We start from the raw sequence: 1,330 nt of genomic DNA on the forward strand, positions 1-1,330 counted from the left end.
ATATAGTTCTTCATTCTCCTCATAACGAATAGATATGAGGACGATCTAATAGGAATTTTAAATCACATCTTAACTAGCATAAACAAATTAGAATATCTCCTATTTTAGCCAAAATATGTGCAAGATGTACCCTGTACTTCTCAAAAAAACATCATGGTCTAGAAATTATTCTTCTATTATCTGTATTACAAATAAGATTTAAAAACAAGCATCCACGCCAGGGATGCTTGTTTTTATCTAATTTATTTTAAACAACTATTTTCTCTATTTCATGTCGTGGGTTTTCATTTTATCCAATTCTTTTTGTATCTTCTTATGAAAATACTTTCTACCTAGATTCCATTCTATACATAAGAAAAACATCCCTAATAATAGATAAAGGATAAAACCAATAGTACTTTCAATACGATTCGTTATAAACAACCATGTCAGAAATACAATATGTGCTACTGGTAAAATTGCCCCCCAATAGATATTGTTTCTACTTGATAAGAAAAATTGAACAGCTAAAATACCAGCATAAATAAGAACCATTATTCCCCATCTCTTTCTTGTTTATATTTTTCAATAATCAATTTTGCATCTTCGACACTTATCCGATCATCAATCGACAGGCTCTTGATAAATTTAATAAATTCCTCGTTTTCTACGGCATCATTCATTTTTATTTTATCGATTAATCGATCAAGTTTAAGTCTTACTGTTGGGTATGATACCTCATAAACTTTTGCAATCTCTTTTAAAGAACCCGAATGAAGTACTAAGTTTTTAACAAACTCTAAATCCTCATTTTCCAAGGCTAAAATCCAGTTTGGAATATTATTAATATCCACAGCTTTGCCCTCCATTCACTTTTATTAATATTAGTTTAACATATTTTTTAATAATATTAATAAAATATTAAACTTTATTAAAAATAATTTTTATAATTTGTTTAATTAATTATAGAATAAAAAGAACCCATTTGAATTAAGTTACTCAAGTGGTATTGCTTCACAATCTGGCCCTTTAACAGAACAACTTATTGTCACTCAACAGTTCCTTAATCTATTTTTCAATTCCAGATGTCCTTTTCACTATAAATACAACTGTTTGAAAGGAATTATAGAAGATCCCCAAGAACACCTTTAAATTTCACAGGATCCTACTTACTTTTTAATCCCCAATCACCGAGTATGTTTATTTCTCCAAACTAAAGTCCATAATAATAAACAAAGACAAACCCTTTATTCTTAAAAGATAAGCTCTATTTCAAGAGTCCGGTTCTGGTGCAAAAACTTAATGATAATTGCAATGAATCTATAAATCTTAGACATACTGTTACTATTAC

The 1,330-nt window shown here is 28.6% G+C and carries 2 protein-coding genes; both read right to left on the reverse strand.

Annotation, left to right across the window (positions count from 1 at the left end; genetic code table 11):
• Positions 1-264: 264 nt before the first annotated feature.
• Positions 265-534: a hypothetical protein gene (locus V7038_RS29015; RefSeq protein ID WP_078181609.1), complete on the reverse strand. Its 270-nt coding sequence runs from the start codon at positions 532-534 to the stop codon at positions 265-267.
• Positions 534-833: a DUF2089 family protein gene (locus tag V7038_RS29020; RefSeq protein ID WP_016104021.1), complete on the reverse strand. Its 300-nt coding sequence runs from the start codon at positions 831-833 to the stop codon at positions 534-536. The genes V7038_RS29015 and V7038_RS29020 overlap by 1 nt, the downstream gene beginning before the upstream one ends.
• Positions 834-1,330: the final 497 nt, after the last annotated feature.

Origin of the sequence: Bacillus sp. JJ783 (assembly GCF_036963225.1) — a bacterium.
GTDB classification, from domain to species: Bacteria; Bacillota; Bacilli; order Bacillales; family Bacillaceae_G; genus Bacillus_A; species Bacillus_A cereus_U.